Here is a 21,405-nt window from a genome sequence, read left to right as displayed (position 1 = left end):
GCAACAGGGAGAAACGGAACGGGAAGAGACGGTCTGGGCAAAGCATGCCACCATTATTGGCGCGCCCGCATTGCCCCTCCTCACCTCAAGCGGGAACCAGTTCCTTTCGCAGCAGCTTCGCTGCGGCCACCATGTTCGACAGCGCCGCCTCGGTCTCGGGCCAGCCGCGGGTCTTGAGGCCGCAGTCGGGGTTGATCCAGAGGTTCTCGTGCGGCACCACGCCCGCGGCCTTGCGCATCAGGCGCACGATCTCGTCGACCGAGGGCACGCGCGGCGAGTGGATGTCATACACGCCCGGGCCGATCTCGTTCGGGTAGCGGAAGCCACCCGCATCGTTCTCGCCGCCGAAACCTCGCAAGAGTTCCATGTCGGACCGGCTGGTCTCGATGGTGATCACGTCGGCGTCCATTGCCGCGATCTCCGGCAGGATGTCGTTGAACTCCGAATAGCACATGTGCGTGTGGATCTGCGTCTCGTCGCGCACGCCTGAAGCGCTGATGCGGAAGGCGCGCGTGGCCGACTTCAGGTACGCGGGCCGGCCGGCGCGGCGCAGCGGCAGTCCTTCGCGAATCGCGGGTTCGTCGATCTGGATGATGCCGATGCCCGCGCCTTCGAGGTCGACCACCTCGTCGCGGATCGCCCAGGCAATCTGCTCGCAGGTGGTGGCGCGCGGCTGGTCGTCGCGCACGAAAGACCACTGCAGGATGGTGACGGGGCCGGTCAGCATGCCCTTCATCGGCAGCTTCGTCAGGCTCTGCGCATAGGCGCTCCACTCCACTGTCATCGCCGCCGGGCGCGCCACGTCGCCGAAGATCACCGGCGGCTTCACGCAGCGCGAGCCGTACGACTGCACCCAGCCGTTGGCGCTGAAGGCGAAGCCGTCGAGCTGCTCGCCGAAGTACTCGACCATGTCATTGCGCTCGGCTTCGCCATGCACCAGCACGTCGATGCCCAGTTCCTCCTGCTTGCGCACGGCGAGTGCGATCTCTGCGCGCATCTTCTCGCGGTAGCCGGCGGCGTCGAGCTCGCCGCGCTTGAAGGCGGCGCGCGCGGCGCGGATGTCCGGCGTCTGCGGGAACGAGCCGATGGTGGTGGTCGGCAGCGCCGGCAAGGCGAAGCGCGTGCGCTGCACCAGTTGGCGCAGCGCAAAGACCGACACGCGGCTGTCGTCGCCGGCCACGCTGCGCGCCAGGCGCAGGGCCACGTCGGCGCGGTGCACCCGCGGACTGGCGCGGCGTGCCGACACTGCCGCGCGGGCGGCCACCAGTTCGGTCGCGACCGAGGCTTCATCGCCGTCGATGGCCGCGCGCAGCACGCGCAGCTCGTCGAGCTTCTCGATGGCGAAGGCGAGCCACGACTTGAGCTCGGTGTCGAGCTTCGTCTCGGCCTCGAGGTTGAAAGGCACGTGCAGCAGCGAACACGAAGGCGCGATCCACAGCTCGCCCTTGTGCTTCTCCGCCACTGGCCTGAGCTTGGCCAGCGCGGCATCGACGTCGGTACGCCAGATGTTGCGGCCATCGACCACGCCGACAGACAGCACCTTGTGCGCCGGCAGCCAGTCGGCCACGCCCGTCAGTTCCTGCGGCGAACGCACGGCGTCCACGTGCAGGCCCGCCACCGGCAGCTGGCAGGCCAGGCGCAGGTTGTCCGACAGCGGCGAGAAGTACGTGGCCAGCAGCAGCTTCGGCGCGCTGCGGGCCAGTTGCCAGTAGGTGCGCTCGAAGGCGTTGCGCCACGCGTCGGGCAGGTCGAGGCCGAGGATGGGCTCGTCGACCTGCACCCATTCCACGCCCTGCTGCTTCAACCGCCGAAGCACCTGTTCATAGACGGGCAGCAGCGAGTCGAGCAGCGAGAAGCGGTCGAAGCCGGCTTCCTTTTCCTTGCCGAGGTACAGGAAGCTCAGTGGCCCGAGCAGCACGGCCTTGACCGCGTGCCCGGCCTGCTGCGCCTGCGCCACTTCGTCGAACAGGCGCGTCGACACGAGCTTGAACTGCGTGGCCGCATCGAACTCGGGCACGAGGTAGTGGTAGTTGGTGTCGAACCACTTGGTCATTTCCAGCGCGAAAGTGCCTTCGGCGTGGTTGCAGCTGTCGTCGTGTACGTGGCCGGCTTCGCTTTCCACGCCGCGCGCCATCGTGAAGTAACGCGAAAGTTCGGGTTCGCCGCCATGAAAGCCGAAGCGCGACGGCTCGCAGCCGAGCAGCTGGATATGGTTGGCCACGTGGTCGTAGTATGCAAAGTCGCCGACCGTCACGAAGTCGAGTCCCGCATCGCGCTGGGCCTGCCAGTGGCGCGCGCGCAGTTCTTCGCCGACCGCTTCGAGCGAGGCGCGATCGATCTCGCCGCGCCAGTGCTTTTCGAGGGCGAACTTGAGTTCCCGGTGGGCGCCCATGCGCGGAAAGCCGAGGGTGTGGATACGGGTGGTCATTTGCAGGTAGTAATCGCTGATCTTGGGAGCCTGCAATGGTCGGCGTTTGGGGCATATGATTCAAACGAAACCTTTTGCCCATTCGATTGAATAATTTTCATGTCGCAGTCGACCCTCGAAATACGCCACCTGCGCACGCTCATCGCGCTGCGCGACACCGGCAGCCTGGTGCGCGCAGCGCAGCTGCTCAACCTCACGCAATCGGCGCTGTCGCACCAGATCAAGCTGCTCGAGGACCGCTACGGCGCGCAGCTGTTCGAACGCAAGTCGGTGCCGCCGCAGTTCAGCACCACCGGCCTGCGGTTGCTGCAGCTGGCCGACACCGCCCTGCCGCTCATCGAGGAAGCCGAGCGCGACGTGGCCCGGCTCGCGCTGGGGCGCAGCGGGCAGCTGCGCATCGTGGTCGAGTGCCACACCTGCTTCGACTGGCTGATGCCGGCGATGGACGCGTTCCGCCAGCGCTGGCCCGAGATCGAGCTCGACATCGTCTCGGGCTTCCACCCCGACCCGATCGCGCTGGTGCTGCAGAACCGCGCCGAGGTGGCGATCGTGTCCGAGGAAGACCCCGACGAAACCGTCGACTACCACGCGCTGTTTCGCTTCGAGATCATGGCGCTGCTGGCCAACGACCATCCGCTGACAGCCAAGGCGTATCTGACGGCGCGCCACTTCGCCAACCAGACGCTCATCACCTACCCCGTGCCCGACGACATGCTCGACATCGTGCGGCAGGTGCTGGCGCCGGCGGGCGTGGAGCCTGCGCACCGCCGCACCACCGAGCTCACGGTGGCGATGCTGCAACTGGTGGCGAGCGGGCGCGGCGTGGCGACGCTGCCGCTGTGGGCGGTGCAGAACTACCTCGACCGCGGCTACGTCACGGCTCGCCGCGTGGGCAGCAAAGGGCTGACGGGGCGGCTCTACATGGCGTGCACGCGGGGCACGTCGGGGCAGCCATGGCTGGCGGACTTCGTGCGCATCACGCGCGAGAGTTGCTTCAAGAGCCTGCCGGGGATCGAGCTGCTGTAGGAATGGCACTGCAGAATCGCGACTTCGCATCCACACTCGAGGACAGGAAGACCCGATGGCTCTGAAGAAAAAAGGCCGCTACTGGTACGGCGATGGTCCGGAAGACATCCAGGCCGAAATGCAGCGCTACAGCCAGGCCAACGCCTACCCGGCCACGCGGTTCGCGGCATCGGCATGCAGCTGCGGTCGACGCGTCTTCAAGCTCGAGACCGACGAAGACACGGGCGCGGCGCGGCGCACCTGCACGGCCTGCGGCAACGTTCACCTGATGGGCGACAGCGCCGAATACGCAGACGAAGCCGAGTTCGAGAACCACGAGTGCGTCTGCGGCGCCGAAGCCTTCGAGCTGCTCTCGGGCGTAGCACTCCATGCCGACAGCACCGACGTGCGCTGGTACTACCTCGGCTGCCGCTGCACCAATTGCAGCCTCGTCGGTGTCTTTGCCGACTGGAAATGCGAAGGCGGGGACGCCGGCGACTTTCTCGCCGCCGTCTGACCGCGGCGCATCGCCTCGCCGATCCAGGCGCGGAAGGCCGCCACCTTCGGCCGATCGTGGCTGGCCTGCGGGTACACGAGGTAATAGGCGAAGTCTTCCAGCCATGCGGCCCTGAAGAGCCGCACCAGCCGGCCTTCTGCGACGTCGTTCGCCACCAGGGCCGCGGGCAGCAGGCCGACGCCCTGCCCCGCCTGCACCGCGCCCACCAGCAGCCCCGCATCGTCGAACGACGGCCCACGGGCCGGGCCGGTGTCAGCAACGCCCTGTGCCTCGAACCACGTGTGCCAGCCCTTGCGTTCCGCGTCGTTCACGCGCGGCCATTGCAGCAGGTCGACCGGCTTCTTCGGCTTGCCGTGCTCGGCGACCAGCGCGGGCGCGGCGACGGCAACCATCTCGACCGTGAGCACGCGCTGGCTGGCAAGCCCGGGGTACCGGCCCATGCCGTGGCGGATGGCCACATCGATGCCGTCGCGCGAGAAATCGGCGAGCGTGTTGCTGGCCCGCACCTGCAGGTCGATGCCGGGATGCGCCTTCTGGAATGACTTGAGGTGCGGCACGAGCCAGGCGGCAGCGAAGAACGGCGTGGCGCTCACGGTGAGCAGGCCGGTGTCCGCAGGCACGGCCACCTTTTGCGTGGCGTCGCTGATCTGCCTGAAGGCATTGCGCACCGGCGGCAGGTAGGCCTGGCCCGCATCGGTCAGGAAGATGCCGCGGTTGACGCGGCGAAACAGCTCCACGCCGAGGTGCAGCTCCAGCGTCTTGACGAGCTGGCTCACGGCACCCGGGGTCACGCACAGTTCGTCCGCGGCATTCTTCACCGAGAGATGGCGTGCTGCGGCCTCGAAGGCGCGCAGAGCGTTGAGCGGTGGGAGTTGGTGCTCCATGGTTTAGCCAATCTGATCCGAACCGGTCAGAAATTCTGGTTTGCGAAGCGATCCTCGAAGCAGGAATATTGGCACACGCAGGGAAAGAAGAAAACCGATCTGATTCGTCACTCGCAACTATGAATTCAAATATTCTGATCCATCCAATGGAGGCCATCCGTTGAGCAACAGGGGCCTCTTCCGAGGCTGGCTGGTGGTCGCGGGCGCCTTCGCCGTGACCTTGGTCGGCTTCGGCAGCGCCTACACCTTCAGCGCCTTTCTCGAATCGCTGCAGAAAGACTTCGGCGCCTCGCGCGGCTCGGTGTCGCTGGTGTTCTCGCTGGCGGGCTTTCTCTACTTCGGCCTGGGCGTGCTGAGCGGGCCGCTGGCCGACCGCTGGGGTTCGCGGCGGCTGGCCGTCGCCGGCATGGTGCTGGTCGGGCTGGGGCTGGCCATTGCGGGGCAGGCGCAGAGCCTCGCGCAGATCTACCTGGCCTACGGGCTTGGCGTCGGCCTCGGGGTTGGCGCGTCGTATGTGCCGGTGCTGGGCGCGGTGCAGCGCTGGTTCGTCAGGCGGCGCGGCTTCGCGTCGGGGCTGGCGGTGAGCGGCATCGGCGTGGGCACGCTGGTGATGCCGCCGCTGGCGTCGCTGTTCATCCAAACCCTGGGCTGGCGGCACGCCTACCTGGCACTCGGCGGGCTGGCGGTGGTGGTGGGCGTGGGCATGGCACTGCTGATAGAAAACGACCCGCGCGACCGGGGGCTCGGCCCCGACGGCGATCCGCCGCAGCCGCTGGCCGCTTCGGCCAGGCCCGAAGGCTTCACGGTGCGCGATGCAGTGCGCTCAAGGCGCTTCGCCGGCCTGTATGCGGCCTGCCTCATCAGCTCGTTCGGCCTGTTCGTGCCCTTCGTGCACCTCGTGCCCTACGCCCTGGACCACGGCGTGCCCAACGCCTCCGCGGTGCTGCTGCTGGGCGCCATCGGCGTCGGCAGCACGGCCGGGCGATTCTTTCTCGGTGGGCTGGCCGACCGCATGGGGCGTGCGCAGACCATGCTGCTGATGTCGACGGGCATGGCCCTGTCGCTGCTCGTGTGGGCGGCGTCCAGCGGCTTCCCGGGGCTGGCCGTGTTCGCGTTCTTCTACGGCGCGTTCTACGGCGGTTTCGTCGCGCTGCTGCCGGCGCTGGTCATGGACTACTTCGGCGGCCGCAACATCGGCGCGATCATCGGGGTGCTCTACACCAGCGTGGCCTTCGGCACGCTGGTCGGCCCCGCCGCCGCGGGCTTTGCCTTCGACATCAGCCGCAGCTACATGCTGCCGATCCTGTCCAGCGTGGGCGCCAACCTCGTGGCGGCCGGCATCATGTGGGCGATGTCGCGGATGGACGCTTCTGCAAAGCTCGCCCCGGCCGCCTCGACGCGGGGTACAGTCGGGAATGACCCAACCGCCGCCCGCCGCTCCTAGCCAGCCTCCCGAGGCAGCTCCCGCCGAAATCACGGAGAACCAGGCAGTCATGCGTGCCTGGGCGCTTTTTGCGGTGCTCTTCGTGGTGGTGATCGGCCTGTTGTGGGCCCTGCACTCCCACTACGGCTGATCACAGAGCCCGCTTCAGGAAGCCTTCTGCACCAGCTTCAGCACGCTCGAGAAATCGAGCGCGCCGTGGCCGGCGAGGCTGTGTGCGGCATACAGGCTGCGCGCCAGCCCACCCAGGGGCGTGGCCGCGCGCACGGCGGTCGCGTTCTCTTGCGCCAGGCCCAGATCCTTGAGCATCAGGTCGGTGCCGAACCCCCCCGCGTAGTTCTTCGAGGCGGGCGACGTTTCCATCACGCCCGGCATCGGGTTGTACTTTTCCAGCGCCCAGTTGCCGCCCGAGCTGCGGCGCATGATCTCCGACAGCACCTTGGGGTCGAGCCCGTTGGCCACACCCAGCGCCAGCGCCTCCGAGGTGCCGATCATCAGGATGCCCAGCAGCATGTTGTTGCAGATCTTCGCGGTCTGCCCCGCGCCGGCCGCGCCGGCGTGGAAGATGTTGGCGCCCATTTTTTCGAGCACCGGGCGCGCGCGCTCCAGGTCACCCGTCTCGCCGCCGACCATGAAGGTCAGTGTGCCGGCAATCGCACCGCCGGTGCCGCCCGATACGGGCGCGTCGATCATCGCAACGCCCTTGGCGGCAGCGGCTTCGGCCACCTTGCGCGAGGTGGCTGCGGCGATGGTGCTGCTGTCGATCACCAATGTGCCGGCGCGGATGCTGTCGAGCAGGCCGGGTTTGCCTCCACTGCCGAGGAACAGCCCCTCGACGTGCGCGCTGGCCGGCAGCATGCTGATGACCACCTCGGCATCGGCCACCGTCTCGGCCGCCGATTTGGCAATGGGCAGGCCTTCGGCGCCGAATTTCTTGCAGGCCTCGGCCGAGAGGTCGAAGGCGCTGAGCGTATGGCCTGCCTTGAGCAGGTTCATGGCCATCGGGCCGCCCATGTTGCCGAGGCCGATGAATGCGATCTTCATATGTCTTGTCTCCGTTGTTCTGTGCAGGAATCTATGCGTGTGGATCAGACCAGCGACGCCAGCTCGACCGGCATCTCGCCGCGCGGGCGCAGATGATCTTCGATGAATGCTGGCGTGATCTCTTCGAGCGTCGCGGGGCTCCAGCGCGGATTGCGGTCCTTGTCGACCAGCACCGCGCGGATGCCTTCGGCGAAGTCCTTGTGTGCGCAGAAGCCGAGCGAGGCCCAGTATTCGAGACGGAACACCTCGGCCAGCGACATGCGCAGAACTCGCTGCCACAGCTCGAAGCTCAGCGCGGCCGAGCTGGGTGCGCCTTTGGCGAAGGTCTTGGCTGCGGTCTGCAGCCATGTGTCGTCGCTCTGCAGATCGCGCAAACGCCTTGCGATGTCGAGCAGGTCGTCGCCCGCCATCAGCGCGTTGATGGTGTCGTAGTGCTCGCGCACCTTCGATGGCGGCATCTCGGTGCCCTCGCTCGCCTTGGCGAGGATGCGCGACAGCGTGGCGCGGTCGGCCTTGTTCTCGCCGGTCCATTTCGTCGAAGCGATGGCTTCCAGCACCTCGCCCTTGCGCTCCTGCGGCACCAGCACGTCGGCCAGCCCGCAGAAGATGGTGTCTGCCGCGTTGATGTTCGCGGCAGTGAGTGCGAGGAACAGGCCCGTGCGGCCCGGCGTGCGGCGCAGGAACCAGCTGCCGCCCACGTCGGGGTACAGGCCGATGTTGATCTCGGGCATGGCAATGCGGCTTTGCAGCGTCATCACGCGGTGCGAGGCGCCAGCCAGCAAGCCCACGCCGCCGCCCATCACGATGCCGTGACCCCAGCACAGGAAGGGCTTGGGGAAGGTGTGGATCAGGTGGTCCAGTTCGTACTCTTCGCGGAAGAAGTCCTCGGCGTAGGTGTTGCGCTCGGGGCCGCAGTCGAGCAGCGTCCGGTAGAGCTGGCGCAAATCGCCGCCGGCGCAGAAGGCTTTCTCGCCCGCGGCCTGCAGCAGGACGCCGACGATGCCTGCGTCCTTCGCCCATTCGCGCAGCTTGGGCGTGAGCAGGCGAACCATGTCCACGGAGAGCGCGTTGAGCGAAGCCGGCGCGTTGAGGGTGGCAACGCCGAAGCGCTGGCCGCCGGCGGTCTTGATTTCGTCGAAGAGAACTACGGAGTCGGTCATTGTCTTGAGAGGTTCTGGATGCGAAAACTTCAGCGGATATCGCTGTCGCCCTCCAGCAATTTTCGCGCAACGATCACACGCATGATCTCGTTGGTGCCTTCGAGGATCTGGTGCACGCGCGCGTCGCGCACCAGCCGCTCCAGCGGAAATTCGCTCAGGTAGCCATAGCCGCCATGCAGCTGCAGCGCGTCGTTGCAGACGTTGAAGCCCGCATCGGTCGCAAAGCGCTTGGCCATCGCGCAATAGGTGCTGGCGTCGGCATGCCCGGCGTCGAGCTTCGATGCCGCCAGCCGCACCATCTGCCGCGCCGCCACCAGTTCGGTCGCCATATCGGCCAGCTTGAACTGCAGCGCCTGGAAGCTCGCGAGCGGCTTGCCGAACTGCTGGCGCTCGTGCAGGTAGCGGCGGGCCGCGTCGAGCGCCCCCTGCGCCGCGCCCACCGAGCAGGTCGCGATGTTGATGCGACCGCCGTCGAGCCCCTTCATGGCAATGCGAAAGCCCTCGCCCTCCTTGCCCAGCAGGTTCTGCGCGGGAACGCGCACGTTGTCGAAGTTGATGCTTCGCGTGGGCTGGCTGTTCCAGCCCATCTTGTGCTCCTTCTTGCCGTAGCTGACGCCGGGCGCGTCGGCCGGCACCGCGAAGGCCGAGATACCGCTGGCGCCCGCGCCGCCGGTGCGCGCCATCAGCACCAGCACGTCGGTCGAGCCCGCGCCCGAGATGAAGGCCTTGCCGCCGTTGATGACGTACTCGGCGCCCCGCAGCTCGGCGCGCGTCTTCAGCGAACCCGCATCGGAGCCCGCGCCCGGCTCCGTCAGGCAGTACGACGCGAGCTTGCGCCCGCTCGTGAGTTCTTCGCCCCACTGCTGCGCCACGGCATCGGTGGCCCAGGTGCCGAGCATCCACGTCGCCATGTTGTGGATCGTGATGAAGGCCGTGGTCGAGGGGTCGACCGCGGCCATCTCCTCGAACACCAGCGCCGCATCGAGCCGCGGCAGTCCGAGGCCGCCGATGCGCTCGGGCGCATAGAGTCCGCAGAAGCCCAGTTCGCCGGCCTTGGCGATGGCCTCCTTCGGGAAGACGGCCTCCGCGTCCCACTGCGCCGCATGGGGCGCGAACTCGGCCTGAGCAAAGTCGCGCGCGCTTTGCGCGAAAGCGCGCTGCTCTTCGGAAAGTTCGAAGTCCATCCGGCGGACTTCTTACTTGAGGCTGATCGTGGTGTTGACGCCGTGCGAGACGGTGCTGTCGTCGAACCAGCGCGCCGTCACCGTCTTGGTCTGCGTGTAGAACATGATGACCTGCTTGCCGTACGGCCCCAGGTCGCCGAGCTTCGAGGCGCGCGAGCCGGTGAACGAGAACATCGGGACCGGCACCGGAATCGGCACATTGATGCCGACCTGGCCCACGTCGATGTCTTCCTGGAACCGGCGGGCGGCCGCGCCCGACTGCGTGAAGATCGCCGTGCCGTTGCCGTTCGGGTTGCTGTTGATCAGCTCGATGGCTTCGTCGATGGTCTCGGCGTCGGCGATGCACAGCACCGGGCCGAACACTTCCTGGTCATAGATCGACATGCCGGGCTTCACGCCGGTGAAGATCGTCGGGCCGACGAAGTTGCCCTTCTCGTAGCCGGGCACCGTGGGCTTGCGGCCGTCGAGCACGAGCTTGGCACCATCGGCCTCGCCGCGTTCGATGAGACCGTTCACGCGGTCGTAGGCAGCGCAGGACACCAGCGGCCCCACGTCCACGCCCTTCTCGGTGCCCGCACCGATCTTCAGCGTCCTGGCCTTCTCGATGAGTTCGGGCACCCAGTTGCGTGCCTCGCCCACCAGCACCGCGACCGACACGGCCATGCAGCGCTGGCCGGCTGCACCGAAGCTGGCGCCGGCCAGTGCGTTGAGCGTCTGCTCCTTGTTCGCGTCGGGCATCACGATGGCGTGGTTCTTCGCACCCATCATGCATTGGGCGCGCTTGCCGGCCAGCGTGGCGCGGTTGTAGACGTGCGTGCCGACCTTGGTCGAGCCGACGAAGCTGATCGCCTTGATGTCCTTGTGGTCGCAGATGCCGTTGACCACCGCTTCGCCGCCATGCACCACGTTGAGCACGCCGGGCGGAATGCCGGCTTCGAGTGCCAGTTCGCACAGGCGCATGGTGACCATCGGGTCCTGCTCGGAAGGCTTCAGCACGAAGGTGTTGCCGGTGACGATGGCCATCGGGAACATCCACAGCGGGATCATGGCCGGGAAGTTGAACGGCGTGATGCCGGCGCACACGCCCAGCGGCTGCAGCAGCGTGTAGGTGTCGACGCCGTTGGCCACGTTGTTGGCCAGCTCGCCCAGCTGCAGGTTGCCGATGTTCGATGCGTGCTCCACTACTTCGAGCCCGCGGAACACGTCGCCTTCGGCGTCGGGCAGCGTCTTGCCCTGCTCGGCCGTGAGGATGGCAGCCAGCTCGCTCATGTTCTCGCGGATGAGCTGCTGGTACTTCAGGAAGATGCGGGCGCGCGCGCCGATGGGGGTCTTGCGCCAGGTCTTGAAGGCCTCCTTGGCGGAGGCCACGGCAGCGTCGAGCTCGGCTTGCGTGGCGAAGGGCACACGGGCCAGCACCTGCTGCGTGGCCGGGTTGACGACATCGCGCCATTCGGTGGTCTTCGACTCGACGAGCTTGCCGCCGATCAGCAGCTTGACGGTGGCGACTTGCGTCGAGGGGGTGGTGGTGGCGTCCATGGGGTTTGTCTCCTGTGAATCTCGGGAAGGCGATGCCGGTCGGGGGCCGGTACAGCGTGCATCCTAGCTTTGCATATTTGCCATGACAATAGACAAATCTGCACCTTGGTTTTGCATAAATGCAGAATGCGGAACAAGACGCAGAGGATGCAAACCTCCATCGAGAACCCGAACACACATGGACTGGGACAACCTGCGCTACTTCCTCGAACTCGCCCGCTCCGGCACGCTGATGAGCGCCGCGCGCCGCCTCGAGGTCGACCACACCACGGTGGCGCGCCGCATCCAGGCGCTGGAGAAGGAGGTCGGCGCCCCGCTGTTCTCGCGCGAAGCGGGCGGCCACCGCCTTACCGAGGCCGGCCGGCGGCTGCAGCCGCAGGTCGAGGCGATGGAGAGCGCCTTCCAGGCCGTGGAGAGCACCGCGCCGGCCTCGCAGGAGGGCCTGTCGGGGCTGGTGCGCATCGGCGCCACCGAGGGCTTCGGCACCGTGGTGCTCGCACCGCAGCTCGCGCTGTTCGCGCTGCAGCATCCGAAGCTCACCATCGACCTGCTCGCGATGCCGCGGCTCGTGCACCTGTCGCGGCGCGAAGCCGACATCGTGATCTCGCTCGAACGGCCGGCGCGCGGACCGGTGGTCGTCACCAAGCTCACCGACTACACGCTGCGGCTCTATGCGTCGAAGAAGTACCTGGCAGCGCACAAGCCCATCAGGACGCGTGAAGACCTGCGCGGCCACACCTTCATCAGCTACGTAGACGACCTGCTGTTCAGCAAGGAGCTGCAGTACCTGGACGAACTGCACCGCCCTGACAGCTTCGCGCTGCGCAGCACCAGCGTGCTCGCGCAGCACAGTGCGGTGGCGGCGGGCGCGGGCATCGCGGTGCTGCCGGCCTTCATCGCCGAGAACGACAGCGCGCTGCGGCCCGTGCTGCCGGGGCAGGCGAACTTCACGCGCACCTTCTGGATGTCGATGCCGGAGGAAACCAAGCACCTGGCGCGCATGCAGGCGGTGTGGAGCTTCCTGCGCGAGACGGCGCAGGCCCGGCAGGCGCTGTTGCTCCCGGCCCCGCCCGGCGATGAGAATGGCGCGTCGCAGCAGCGGCCGGCCCGTTCGCGCAGGCCGGCCCCGTAGCAAGCCAACCCCGACACGGAGATTCGCCCCATGCCACGCCACCGCCCCGCCCGCCTGGAACACATCGCAGGCATCGGCGTCGACCGCATGGGCGCGATCGCCGACGACGCGGACGGCCCGCGGTTCCTGCGGCTGGAAAACCTCGACGTCGACATCCCGCCCGACCCCGATGCCATCGCGCGCACCGTGCGCGCCGCCTCGGAAGACGCCGACAACAGCTACCTCCCGTTCGTCGGCCAGTCCCGATTGCGCGAGATCGCGGCGCGGCATGTGTCCGCGCTCTCGGGCGTTGCCTACGACGCACGCAACTGCGTGATCTCGGCCGGCGGGCTCTCGGGCATCCTCAACGCGCTGCTCGCAACCGTCGAGGTGGGCGACGAAGTGCTGGTCACCGATCCGACCTACGCCGGCCTGCTCAACCGCATCCGGCTCGCCGGCGGCACGCCGAAGTACCTGCCCTTTGCATTCAACCCCGGCGGCGAATGGAAGCTGGACCGCGCCGCGCTGCAAACGGCCATCGGCCCCCGCGTGCGCGTGATGCTGCTGATGTCGCCGTCGATGCCGACGGGCGGGTACTTCGACGCGGACGACTGGCGCACCATCGCCGCGCTGTGCGTGCAGCACGACCTGACGCTGATCCTCGACACCGCCATGGAACGCCTGCTGTACGACGGCCGCGAGGTCATCCACCCCGCGGGCCTGCCCGGCATGGCCGAACGCACGATCACGGTGGGTTCATCGGCCAAGGAGCTGCGCATGATCGGCTGGCGCGTGGGCTGGACCGTGGCACCCGAGAGCTACATGCCGGACCTCGTGGCCGTGTCGCTCGCGAACGTGGTGGTGCCCGTGGGGATTGCGCAGGACGCGGTGGCCACGGCGCTGGCGCAATCGGCGCACACGCTCGCGCCGTATGTGGGCGAACTGGAGCGGCGGCGCGACACGGTGCTCGATGAACTCAAGGGACTGCCGGTCGGCGTGCCCGCAGGCGGCTGGTCATTGCTGCTGCGTGCGAGCGACTTCGGCATCGACGGGCAGACGCTGTCGGAGCGCCTGCTGAAGCATCGCGTGTGTGCCACCGCGATGAAGGGCTGGGGCGAGACGCATGGCGCGCAGTACCTGCGCTTCGTGTTTTCCAACGAGCCGGTCGAACGGCTGCGCGGACTGGGCGAGAAGGTGCGCGCCGCGCTGGACGCCTAGCGGCGTGCCCGGGCCGGCAGCGCCGCACCGCCGGAAAGCGGGCGGTACCAGGCCAGGTACACCACCACCAGGACGGCCAGGAACGGAAGGCCCACCAGCAGCGTCAACCTGAACATCGGCGTGAAGTATGTGGTGACCAGGATCGCCAGCACCAGCCCCGCGCCCAGCAGCGTGAGCCACGGAAAGCCCCACATGCGGAAGCCTGGGCCGGGGCGCCCTTCCTTCACCCAGCGGCGGCGAAAGAACCAGTGGGTCGCGAAGATCATGAACCAGGTGAACAGGCCGCCGAACATGGCGATGGCCATCATCAGCGCGAACGACTGCTCGGGCGCGACGACGCTCAGCGCGGTGGCGATGGCAATGCCAGCACAGGAGATCGCCAGCGCGTCGACCGGCACGCCGTTGCCGCGGATGCGGCCGAAGCGCTTGGGCGCATGACCGGCGCGCGACAGGCTGAACATCATGCGCGTGGCGATGTAGAGCAGGCTGTTCATGGCCGACAGTGCGGCAATCAGCACCACGAAGTTGATCACCGCGGCGGCGCCGGGAATGCCGATGATTTCCATCACCTTCACGAACGGGCTCTTGTCGGCGTTGGTGGCGTTCCACGGCACGATGGCCAGCATCAACGCGATCGATGCGAGGTAGAACACCGCCAGGCGCAGCATGGTGGCGCGGAAGGCACCGGTCACCGCGCGCTCCGGGTCCTTGGCTTCGCCGGCGGCGACGGCGATGGTCTCGACGCTCATGTAGCTGAAGATGGCGACCACGACCGCCACCCAGGTGCCCCACACGCCCTTGGGAAAGAAGCCTCCCTGCACGGCGTAGTTGTCCAGGCCGATGCCGGCGGGGCGCGAGCCGAACACCACGTAGGCGCCGATCAGGATGAACAGCACGATGGCCACGATCTTGACCATCGAGAACCAGTACTCGACGAAGCCGAAGGCCTTCACACTCATGGCGTTGACCATGATCAGCAGTGCCGAGAACAGCACCACCCAGAGCCACTGCGGCGAGCCGGGAAACCAGTACGCCATGTACACGCCGATGGCCGTGACCTCGGTGCCCACTGCCAGCACCACGCAGGACCAGTAGACGTAGCGCACGATGAAGCCGGCCCACGGGCCGATGTAGTGCTCGGCGTAGGCGCCGAACGAGCCCGAGGTGGGATGCGCCACGGTCATCTCGGCGAGGCAGCCCATCAGCAGCAGCGCGATGAGGCCGCCGATCGCGTAGCTCACAAGCACGCTGGGGCCGGCCAGGCCGATGGCGAAGCCGCTGCCGAGGAACAGGCCGGTGCCGATGGCTCCGCCGATCGCGATCATCGCCATCTGGCCTGCGGAAAGCTCCTTCTGCAGGCCCTTTTCCCTGTTCGATATTTCCTGAAAGCTGCTGGACATCGTCATCTCCTCGTATTTTGGAAAGTCATGCGGATGCAGGAGGCTCGGGGATCACGGCGTAGGCCACGATCTCGAGCTTCATGCCGGGCACCACGAGGCCGTTGACGCCCATGCTCGACCGGTTGGGGTAAGGCGCCTCGAAGAACTCGCGATAGACCGCGTCGATGGCCTTCATGTCCTGCACGTCGGTCATGTAGATCAGCACCTGGGTCACGTCGTGCAGCGTGCCGCCGGCAGCATGGAGCGCGCGGCGCAGGTTGGCGAAGGTCAGGCGAGCCTGATCGTCGACGGCGCCGGTGTCGATGCTGCCGTCGGAGCGCACGGGGCCGTGCGCGGTGAACAGCAGGCCGGCCGATTTCACGGCCCAGGAAAACGGCTGGCTCAGCGCGGGCAGGCCGACGTCGATGATCTCTTTCATGGTATTCCTCGCCGGCTGTGTCATCGGCCCAGCACGGCGGCCATGGACGCCGCCACGTGATCGACGTTGCCGTCGGTCAGGCCCGAGATGCACATCCGGCCCGAGCGGACCAGGTACACCGCGTGCTCGTCGCGCAGGCGGGTCACCTGCGCTTCGTTCAAGCCCGTGTAGCTGAACATGCCGCGCTGCGTGAGCAGGTAGTCGAAGTTGCGCCGGCCCTGGAATCTTTCGTCCAGCGCGGCGTGCAGGCGCTCGCGCATGGCGCGGATGCGCTGGCGCATCTGCGCGGTTTCCTGCGTCCACAGCGCGAACAGCTCGGCGCTGCGCAGCACCGTGGCGACGATGCGCGCCCCATGGGTGGGCGGCGTCGAGTAGTTGGCGCGCACCGTGGCTTTCAGCTGTCCGAGCACCGTCTGCGCCGTGGCGCTGTCGGCGCACACCACGCTGAGGCCGCCGCAGCGTTCGCCGTACAGCGAGAAGTTCTTGGAGAAGGAATTGGCCACGAAGAATTGCAGACCCGCGTCGGCGAGCGCGCGCAGCGCGAAGGCGTCTTCGTCCAACCCGTCGCCGAAGCCCTGGTAGGCGATGTCGACGAACGGGATCAGGCCGCGGTCGCGCAGCACCGGAATCAGCGCCTGCCACTGGGCCGGCGAGAGGTCGACGCCGGTCGGGTTGTGACAGCTCGCGTGCAGCAGCACGATGCCGTGGCGCGGCAGGGTCGCGAGCCTGGCCAGCATCTCGTCGAAGCACAGGCCTCCGGTGGCCGGGTCGTAGTAGGGGTAGGTGTTGACGGCCAGGCCCGCGCCTTCGAACAGCGCGCGGTGGTTCTCCCAGGTGGGGTCGCTGACCCAGACCTGGGACTCGGGGAAGTAGCGGCGCAGGAAATCGGCGCCCACCTTGAGCCCGCCCGAGCCGCCGAGGGTCTGCAGCGTGGCGATGCGGCCGCTGGCCACGGCCTCGTGCCCGGCACCGAAGAGCAAGCGCTGCACGGCCTGGCGGTAGTCCGCCACGCCTTCGATCGGCAGGTACGGACGCGGGCCGATGCCGTCGAGCAATGCGGTCTCGGCCTTGCGCACGGCTTCCATGACGGGCAGCCGGCCCGCGCCGTCGAAGTAGATGCCGATGCTGAGGCTGACCTTGTTCGTCCGCGGATCTTTCTGGAAGTCTTCCATCAAGGACAGGATGGGGTCGCCGGCATAGGACGGAACGTGGGCGAACAGGGGGGGCGGTGACATGGACATGGTCGTGGGGGCTGGAGCTTCTGGAGGGGGCAGGAAAAGCGCAACCGGGACCGGTCTTGCTTCTGAATTTCACGCAATGCTATGCATCAAATCCACAAATAACGTAGTGTTGAACCCTACATATATCAATTTGAGGTATGTTTATTCGAATTTTTCAATTTGAAGAAATAATTATGCAAACCGACCTCGATTTGACCGACCGAAAGCTGTTGAAGGCGCTGCAAGACAACGCACGGCTCACCACGGGCGAGCTCGCACAGATGACGCAGCTGTCGCAATCGCCCTGCTGGCGCCGCATCAAACGCATGGAAGAAAGCGGGCTGATCGCCGGCTACCAGGCCCGGCTCAGCCGTCGCGCGCTGGGGTATGGGGTCATGGCGTTCGTGATGATCGGCATCGACCACCAGAACGACGCCCGCTCCACCGAGTTCGAGGAGGCAGTCCAGGCCATTCCCGAGGTAGTGATGTTCCACGGCATCTCCGGGCCCGAGGATTTCATGCTGGTGGTCGTGGCACGCGACCTGGACCACTACTCCACGCTGCTGCAGACCCGGCTGCATCGGCTGCCCGGCGTGCGGCAGGTGCGCACGAGCTTCTCGCTCCAGGAATTCAAGGGCTTCGAGGGGCTGCCGATCCCCGCCCCAGCGCAGGCCGGGGAGTAGACGCGCGCCCCTCGCCCAGCGATGCGCAGCGCCTACCCGGTCGTGACGGCCGGCCACACCGGCGCATCGCTGCCCGGCGGCATCGACGGCCGCGGCCATGCCGCAGGCGTTCGCGGCAGCTGCGCACTGTGGCGCAACGCCGCGAGCTCACCAAAGCCGGAAGCCGAGGTCTCGACGTACGGCTTGATATCGGGCCTCGCGATCGACAGCCCATTCGGCACGCGCCCCAGCCCGCGCAGCCACTGCCCCGTCTGTGCCAGCGACACCTGCACATGCCAGCTGCCGCCTTCCCGCTGCTGGCGCCAGAGCGCCGCAGCGGCGCCGAAGGCGATCAGGTAGCCGGTGGCCTCGTCGAGGATCTGCATGGGCAGCGGGCGCGGCTTGCCGTCGCCTGCAGCCTCGCCCTCGGCATGGTTGAAGCCCATGGCAGTCTGCACCAGCGAATCGAAGCCGCGCCGGTCAGCCCACGGCCCCTGCGTGCCGTAGGCCGTGAGCGAGACGCAGACGATGCCCGGCCGCTCGCGCGCCAGCGCCTCGGGGCCGAAGCCCAGCGCCTTGATGCCGCCGGGACGGTAGCCCTGCACGAAGACGTGTGCGTCGGCGACGAGGCCGTGCAGCACGGCGCGACCTTCGTCGGTGCGCAGGTCCACGTGCGCCGAGAGCTTGCCGCGGCTGGTGTCGGCGATGGCTTCGATGTTCGGCAGTTGCGGCGAATTGACCAGCATCACGTCGGCGCCATAGGCCGCGAGCGCGCGGCCGCCGACCGGTCCCGCGAGGATGCGCGTGAGGTCGAGCACACGCAGGCCGCTCAGCGGACGCTGGTCTTCGCGCAGCGGCGGCAGTGCGAGCGGTGGCGCATCGCCGATGCGCTCAAGCGTGAAGAGCGGTTGGGCCGCGATAGCCTGCCCTTGCGGCGTCGCATCCCACTCGTCGAAGCGCCGCAGCGCGGTCGCCACCAATCCCAGTGCCGAGGCCGCCTCTTCGAAATCGAGCGCGCGCCAGCCGGCCATCGCAGCCTCGGCGTCGGCGCGGGTGGCGGTGGCCGGGTCCAGCTTCATCAAGCGCAATGCACCGTCTCGGTGGTGCGCGAAGTTCGCATGCACGCGCACCCAGCCGTCCGCGCAGCGGTACAGCCCCGAGAAGGCGTCCCACGGGTCGGGCACGCGGCCGTCGAGGCTGAACCAGCCGGTGCAGTCGAGTGCCGCATGCTGCATGTCGACGCCGACCTGCTGCCGCGCCGTGCCGCGCCGGTGCCCCAGTTCGCAGGCCGCGAGCGCGGCCGCCGCGATGGTGCTCTGCGCCGCTGCGCCGACCGCGAAGGACGACGGCAGCACAGGGTCGGCGCCCGTCAATCGCGCGAACACCAAGGCTTCGGCGGGCAGGCCCGCCTGCTGCCAGATGTCGCCCAGAACTTCGCTTGCATTCATTCCGTCTCTCCAGGAAAAAAGGCAGGGCCCGCTTGCGCGGCCCTGCCCTTTGTCGTCGTTGCGTTCGCAGCCTTGTTACTGGATCAGCTTCGCACCCGTCTTGGCCTGCAGCGTATCGAAGCTCACGCCCGGCGCCAGCTCGACGACCTTCAGGCCTTCGGGCACCACGTCCATCACGGCCAGGTCGGTGATGATGCGGTCGACCACGGCCACACCGGTCAGCGGAAGCGTGCACTGCTCGAGGATCTTCAGGTCCTCGGTGCCGTCCTTCTTCTTGGCCACATGCTCCATCAGCACGATCACGCGCTTCACGCCGGCCACGAGGTCCATCGCGCCGCCCATGCCCTTGACCATCTTGCCGGGGATCATCCAGTTGGCGAGGTCGCCCTTCACGCTCACCTGCATCGCACCGAGGATCGACAGGTTGATCTTGCCGCCGCGGATCATCGCGAAGCTGTCATGGCTGCCGAAGATGGCCGAGCCGGGCAGCGTGGTGACGGTCTGCTTGCCGGCGTTGATGAGGTCCGCGTCGACGTTGTCCTCGGTCGGGAACGGGCCGATGCCGAGCATGCCGTTCTCGCTCTGCAGCCACACTTCCTTGGTGCCGGTGTGGTTGGCCACCAGCGTCGGAATGCCGATGCCGAGGTTGACGTAGAAGCCGTCTTCGAGTTCTTGCGCGGCGCGGGCCGCCATCTGGTCTTGGGTCCAGGGCATCTCAGGCTCCTTCTTTCTTGTTGACGACCTTGGCTGGCACTTCACTGCCGGCAGCGGCCTGGGCGATGGCGGTCTGGGCCTCGACCTTGGCGGCGACGGCATCGACCGAGGCGCTCACGGTGCGCTTCTCGATGCGCTTCTCGGGCTTGGCGTTGAGCACGATGCGGTGCACGTAGATGCCCGGCAGGTGGATGTCGTCGGGGGCCAGTTCGCCCACCTCGACGATCTTCTCGACCTCGACGATGCAGATCTTGCCGGCCATGGCGGCGGCCGGGTTGAAGTTGCGCGCCGTGAGGCGAAAGCGCAGGTTGCCCGACTTGTCGGCCACGTGGGCCTTCACCAGCGCCACGTCGGGCACCAGCGAGCGTTCCATCACGTAGGTTTCGCCGTCGAACTCGCGCAGCTCCTTGCCCTCGGCCACCTGCGTGCCCACGCCGGTCTTGGTGAAGAAGGCCGGGATGCCCGCGCCGCCGGCGCGCAGCTTCTCGGCCAGCGTGCCCTGGGGCGTGAATTCGAGGGCCAGTTCGCCCGCGAGGTACTGGCGCTCGAACTCCTTGTTCTCGCCGACGTAGGACGCAATCATTTTCTTGATCTGGCGCGTCTCCAGCAGCTTGCCGAGGCCGAAGCCGTCGACGCCCGCGTTGTTCGACACGACGGTGAGGTTCTGCACGCCGGAGTCCTTCAGCGCGTCGATCAGCGCTTCGGGAATGCCGCACAGGCCGAAGCCGCCGACCGCGAGCATCTGCCCGTCGGCGACGACCCCCTTGAGTGCCGCGTCCGCGGTGGGATAAATCTTGTTCACTCGGGCTCCTTGATGGGTGAATGGAGAGAGGTGGGAAAGCCCTGAACGATACTACCTACTCGCATACGTAGTATTTCGTAATGGTGACCCCCGATGCCCGAGATCGATTACCGGCTGGCCTTTGAACACGCGCCCGTCGGCATGGTGGTGTCGAGCAACCGCACCATCGTGGCCTGCAACGTTCGCGTGTGCGAGATTTTTGGCGCAACGCCCTCCGCATTGGTCGGGCATTCGTTCAGCATCCTGTACCCCAGCGTGGTCGAGTTCGAGCGCATCGGCAAGCGCATGGAGCCCTTTCTGAATGCCAGCGGGCACTACGCCGACAACCGCATGATGAAGCGCCTGGGCGGACTGCACGGCGCCATCGCAGGCGAGACCTTCTGGTGCCACGTCACCGGCCACGCCATGAACCGCGCCGCGCCGCACGAGGCCGGCATCTGGACCTTCGAGGACCTGGGCTCGCGCCGCGCCGTCAAGGCCGAACTCACGCCGCGCGAGCGCGAGGTGGCGGCGCAGGTGATGCGCGGGCTGACCTCGAAGGAGATCGGCAAGGCGCTGGGCATCAGCCACCGCACGGTGGAACTGCACCGGGCCCGGCTGATGCGCAAGTACGCGGCCGCGACCACCGCGGAACTGGTGCAGAAGCTGATCGCGGGCTAGTCAGCGAGCTCGATGCGCATGCGGAGCATGTCGCGCAACACGATGCCGTCCTGCTTCTGCACAACAGCGCAGTGCCCACACCATGGCCGCGCAGTTCATCGCGCACCGCAATGTTCATGATTTCTGCCTGCTTTCTAGTTCGGTCATTGGTCGCCGGCGCCGGATTCTCACGCCGCACGCAAGCCTCGCCGATCCAAAAGAGCCGCCCGAAGTTCCGGCCAGTTGCCGCCTCATCGTTGCGAAAACAGAAACGCCGTGTCGTCGAAACGCCCGCGCCGCTGCGCCCTGCGAAGCCTATCGTGGAGGTCATCAAGGGCGACAAGCCCACAACCAAACAGGAGTCCGAAATGTCCACACCCATCCATTCCGAACGCAGCCTTCTGCTGCAGACGCAAGCCTCCGTCGCCCGCGCTCATGCGCTCGCCGTGCGGAAGCTGCCCGTCGCGATGACGCTCTCTGCGATCATCCTGTCGATCATCAACGTCAAGCTGTAGCCGGTCGTGCCCGTATTTCGAATCAGTCGGGCTTGATGTCCGCCGACTTGATCACCTTC

At 67.3% G+C, this 21,405-nt stretch carries 20 protein-coding genes; 8 read left to right on the top strand and 12 right to left on the bottom strand.

Features of this window, described 5'->3' with window-relative positions; genetic code table 11:
• Nucleotides 1-85 precede the first annotated feature (85 nt).
• Nucleotides 86-2,428, bottom strand: a complete 2,343-nt coding sequence (gene metE / locus PMI12_RS16280) for a 5-methyltetrahydropteroyltriglutamate--homocysteine S-methyltransferase (RefSeq protein WP_042673587.1) — start codon at nt 2,426-2,428, stop codon at nt 86-88.
• A 99-nt stretch (nt 2,429-2,527) separates the two neighbouring features.
• On the opposite strand from metE, the gene PMI12_RS16275 reads away from it, so the two are divergent.
• Both PMI12_RS16275 and PMI12_RS16270 read left to right on the top strand, forming a co-directional pair.
• Nucleotides 2,528-3,454, top strand: coding sequence for a LysR family transcriptional regulator (locus PMI12_RS16275; RefSeq protein WP_007834548.1), 927 nt, complete (start codon nt 2,528-2,530; stop codon nt 3,452-3,454).
• A 55-nt stretch (nt 3,455-3,509) separates the two neighbouring features.
• A complete protein-coding gene (locus tag PMI12_RS16270; RefSeq protein WP_007834542.1) occupies nt 3,510-3,950 on the top strand; it encodes a hypothetical protein in 441 nt (146 codons plus the stop codon).
• On the opposite strand, the gene gcvA is transcribed toward PMI12_RS16270, so the two are convergent.
• Nucleotides 3,851-4,834 carry a transcriptional regulator GcvA gene (gcvA, locus tag PMI12_RS16265; protein ID WP_007834541.1) on the bottom strand — a complete coding sequence of 328 codons (984 nt, stop codon included), beginning with the start codon at nt 4,832-4,834 and terminating at the stop codon, nt 3,851-3,853. The two genes, PMI12_RS16270 and gcvA, sit on opposite strands and share 100 nt — an antisense overlap.
• 160 nt (nt 4,835-4,994) lie before the next feature.
• Between gcvA and PMI12_RS16260 the strand changes: the two genes are divergently transcribed.
• A complete protein-coding gene (locus PMI12_RS16260; RefSeq protein ID WP_007834540.1) occupies nt 4,995-6,278 on the top strand; it encodes an MFS transporter in 1,284 nt (427 codons plus the stop codon).
• A 144-nt stretch (nt 6,279-6,422) separates the two neighbouring features.
• Here the strand turns inward: PMI12_RS16260 and mmsB are convergent, their stop codons facing one another.
• From mmsB to PMI12_RS16240, 4 genes are read right to left on the bottom strand one after another with little or no spacing between them, the layout of a single operon-like run.
• Complete coding sequence (mmsB, locus tag PMI12_RS16255) at nt 6,423-7,319, bottom strand: 3-hydroxyisobutyrate dehydrogenase (RefSeq protein ID WP_007834537.1); 897 nt, start codon at nt 7,317-7,319, stop codon at nt 6,423-6,425.
• A 44-nt stretch (nt 7,320-7,363) separates the two neighbouring features.
• On the bottom strand, nt 7,364-8,479 hold the full coding sequence (locus tag PMI12_RS16250) for an enoyl-CoA hydratase/isomerase family protein (RefSeq protein ID WP_007834532.1): 1,116 nt from the start codon (nt 8,477-8,479) through the stop codon (nt 7,364-7,366).
• A gap of 29 nt (nt 8,480-8,508) precedes the next feature.
• Complete coding sequence (locus PMI12_RS16245; RefSeq protein ID WP_007834531.1) at nt 8,509-9,663, bottom strand: acyl-CoA dehydrogenase family protein; 1,155 nt, start codon at nt 9,661-9,663, stop codon at nt 8,509-8,511.
• Nucleotides 9,664-9,675: 12 nt separating this feature from the next.
• Nucleotides 9,676-11,199 (bottom strand): CoA-acylating methylmalonate-semialdehyde dehydrogenase, encoded by a 1,524-nt coding sequence (locus PMI12_RS16240; RefSeq protein WP_007834530.1) that lies wholly within the window; start codon nt 11,197-11,199, stop codon nt 9,676-9,678.
• Between the two features lie 178 nt (nt 11,200-11,377).
• Between PMI12_RS16240 and PMI12_RS16235 the strand changes: the two genes are divergently transcribed.
• Together PMI12_RS16235 and PMI12_RS16230 are read left to right on the top strand one after the other, a co-directional pair.
• Nucleotides 11,378-12,331 carry a LysR family transcriptional regulator gene (locus PMI12_RS16235; protein WP_007834527.1) on the top strand — a complete coding sequence of 318 codons (954 nt, stop codon included), beginning with the start codon at nt 11,378-11,380 and terminating at the stop codon, nt 12,329-12,331.
• Nucleotides 12,332-12,361: 30 nt separating this feature from the next.
• Nucleotides 12,362-13,528 carry a pyridoxal phosphate-dependent aminotransferase gene (locus tag PMI12_RS16230; protein WP_007834525.1) on the top strand — a complete coding sequence of 389 codons (1,167 nt, stop codon included), beginning with the start codon at nt 12,362-12,364 and terminating at the stop codon, nt 13,526-13,528.
• Here the strand turns inward: PMI12_RS16230 and PMI12_RS16225 are convergent.
• Genes PMI12_RS16225 through PMI12_RS16215 form a run of 3 tightly spaced genes read right to left on the bottom strand, consistent with a single transcriptional unit; the run spans nt 13,525 to nt 16,566 of the window.
• Entirely contained in the window at nt 13,525-14,928 is a 1,404-nt protein-coding gene (locus PMI12_RS16225) for an amino acid permease (protein ID WP_007834523.1), read from the bottom strand. The genes PMI12_RS16230 and PMI12_RS16225 overlap by 4 nt on opposite strands.
• A gap of 25 nt (nt 14,929-14,953) precedes the next feature.
• Nucleotides 14,954-15,346: a RidA family protein gene (locus tag PMI12_RS16220; protein WP_007834522.1), complete on the bottom strand. Its 393-nt coding sequence runs from the start codon at nt 15,344-15,346 to the stop codon at nt 14,954-14,956.
• Nucleotides 15,347-15,366: 20 nt separating this feature from the next.
• Nucleotides 15,367-16,566 (bottom strand): amino acid aminotransferase, encoded by a 1,200-nt coding sequence (locus PMI12_RS16215; protein ID WP_193386559.1) that lies wholly within the window; start codon nt 16,564-16,566, stop codon nt 15,367-15,369.
• A 194-nt stretch (nt 16,567-16,760) separates the two neighbouring features.
• On the opposite strand from PMI12_RS16215, the gene PMI12_RS16210 reads away from it, so the two are divergent.
• On the top strand, nt 16,761-17,249 hold the full coding sequence (locus tag PMI12_RS16210) for an Lrp/AsnC family transcriptional regulator (protein WP_007834520.1): 489 nt from the start codon (nt 16,761-16,763) through the stop codon (nt 17,247-17,249).
• Nucleotides 17,250-17,281: 32 nt separating this feature from the next.
• On the opposite strand, the gene PMI12_RS16205 is transcribed toward PMI12_RS16210, so the two are convergent.
• The 3 genes from PMI12_RS16205 to PMI12_RS16195 all read right to left on the bottom strand — a co-directional run bounded on the left by PMI12_RS16205 (nt 17,282) and on the right by PMI12_RS16195 (nt 20,192).
• A complete protein-coding gene (locus PMI12_RS16205; RefSeq protein WP_007834519.1) occupies nt 17,282-18,676 on the bottom strand; it encodes a CoA transferase in 1,395 nt (464 codons plus the stop codon).
• Nucleotides 18,677-18,751: 75 nt separating this feature from the next.
• Nucleotides 18,752-19,390 (bottom strand): 3-oxoacid CoA-transferase subunit B, encoded by a 639-nt coding sequence (locus PMI12_RS16200; RefSeq protein ID WP_007834518.1) that lies wholly within the window; start codon nt 19,388-19,390, stop codon nt 18,752-18,754.
• Nucleotide 19,391: 1 nt separating this feature from the next.
• Nucleotides 19,392-20,192 carry a CoA transferase subunit A gene (locus tag PMI12_RS16195; protein ID WP_007834516.1) on the bottom strand — a complete coding sequence of 267 codons (801 nt, stop codon included), beginning with the start codon at nt 20,190-20,192 and terminating at the stop codon, nt 19,392-19,394.
• A gap of 93 nt (nt 20,193-20,285) precedes the next feature.
• Here PMI12_RS16195 and PMI12_RS16190 point away from each other — a divergent pair, with 93 nt between their 5' ends.
• Nucleotides 20,286-20,852: a LuxR C-terminal-related transcriptional regulator gene (locus tag PMI12_RS16190; protein ID WP_007834514.1), complete on the top strand. Its 567-nt coding sequence runs from the start codon at nt 20,286-20,288 to the stop codon at nt 20,850-20,852.
• A gap of 110 nt (nt 20,853-20,962) precedes the next feature.
• Nucleotides 20,963-21,346 carry a hypothetical protein gene (locus PMI12_RS16185; protein ID WP_007834511.1) on the top strand — a complete coding sequence of 128 codons (384 nt, stop codon included), beginning with the start codon at nt 20,963-20,965 and terminating at the stop codon, nt 21,344-21,346.
• Nucleotides 21,347-21,405 lie beyond the last annotated feature (59 nt).

Origin of the sequence: Variovorax sp. CF313 (assembly GCF_000282635.1) — a bacterium.
GTDB lineage: Bacteria > Pseudomonadota > Gammaproteobacteria > Burkholderiales > Burkholderiaceae_C > Variovorax.
The sequence above is the reverse complement of the archived record's forward strand: the minus strand, read 5'-3'. Positions and strand labels throughout refer to the sequence as shown.